Annotated in this window: 1 protein-coding gene; it reads left to right on the plus strand. The window is 43.6% G+C overall.

From position 1 onward, the window contains the following. Positions 1-161: 161 nt before the first annotated feature. Complete coding sequence (locus QUB44_RS30860) at positions 162-1,283, plus strand: transposase (RefSeq protein ID WP_333168830.1); 1,122 nt, start codon at positions 162-164, stop codon at positions 1,281-1,283. The last annotated feature ends 99 nt before the right edge of the window (positions 1,284-1,382 follow it).

Below are 1,382 nucleotides of genomic sequence, written 5' to 3' on the forward strand. Positions count from 1 at the left end.
GCAGAACGTTCTTTGCTCCTCGGCTGTGACTAAACGTAAGGTATCTGGCGGTTCCCGGTCAATGTCTCGGTTTGAACTGAGATCTTGCACCATTCTCAATAAGCCCTTGCATTCTGTACCAAAATGTGAAATAAAGGGCGTATAAACAATCTGATAAGTTAATGTTAACCATCCTTAATTACGCCCAAGCATTAGTCTATACCTTGATGGATTTAATGCCAAGCAAATATCAACAAAAAAGTCTGCGAGCCTTGCTAGGTCTATTTTTGGAAGCAACAGGACAAAGTTTACCTCAGCATTCTCAAACAGTAAGTGCCAGCGCGATTAGTCGCTTCCTCAATCATTACAAATGGTCAGTCCGGGCAGTAATTAGAGTTGTGCGGGCAGAGATCATCAGGCAAGTAAAAGCCGAAAGAGGGCTTGGGAGGCGACCAATTTTAACTGTAATTTTGGATATGACTACCTTGGAAAAAGTTGGTAAGTTCTCAGGGTTAGGGAAACTAATTAGAGTCTACAATGGTAAACGAGGATTGCACCTGTTAGTCCTCTACATACTTGTGGGAAGAAGTCGAGTACCTTGGGGGTTCCGAGTCTATCGGGGCAAGGGAGAGTTGGCGCCAATAAAACTTGGTCAAAGATTGCTAAAAACTCTGCCAAAAACCTTAACAGCACATTATGAAATTCGAGTATTAGGTGATAGCGCATTTGGCAGTATAGAAATGCTCAACTGGGTAAAAAAACAACCACGTACAAGTGGTATTTTTGGGATTAGGAGCGATCGGAGGTTGGCAGATGCGCGGCAGGTAAACCAAGGACTACAAAGGGGTCAGCAAGTAGTGCTGCAAGGATTAAACTTTCCCGTCACCCTGTCTTGGTATTGGCTCAAACGGGATGATGGCAGTCTCGAAAAACGCTTTGTAATTTCGACAAAACCTTTATCTGCTGTCTACATTACTCGACTCGGTAGAAGACGTTGGCAGATTGAAGGATTCTTTAAGACTGTGAAACATCGGTTTGGTTTGCATCGGTTTGGACAAAGCACTTTATTGGGAGTTTATCGCTGGCTAGTATTATCTTTTATTGCCTACTTTCTCGCCTTCTGGGCATATCTAGCATCGGGAAAAACTACCTTGCCAGATTGGGGAGAGGCGGCGCTACTGGCGAGAGAAACTTTGTTGGCATCTCTAGTAGTTTTGGGGCTGTTAATTAATATCGATCGCACCCAGAGTTTAGCTCGTCAGCAGGGTTTTGACATCACTGTTAGTGGTTGGCAGTATGGCTAATTGAGAATGGTGCAAGATCTCAGTTTGAACAAACTGCTGATTTGTTATCCGTGATTCAAACTTGTCGGTTTCAAGGTAAAAGCGCAATGACTTTTTTCC

Origin of the sequence: Microcoleus sp. AT3-D2 (genome assembly GCF_036705715.1) — a bacterium.
Taxonomy (GTDB): Bacteria; Cyanobacteriota; Cyanobacteriia; order Cyanobacteriales; family Microcoleaceae; genus Microcoleus.

What these genes read in the sequence shown, in the direction of transcription:
- QUB44_RS30860 (WP_333168830.1), top strand. Translation starts at nt 162, where the DNA reads ATGTTAACCATCCTTAATTACGCCCAAGCATTAGTCTATACCTTGATG.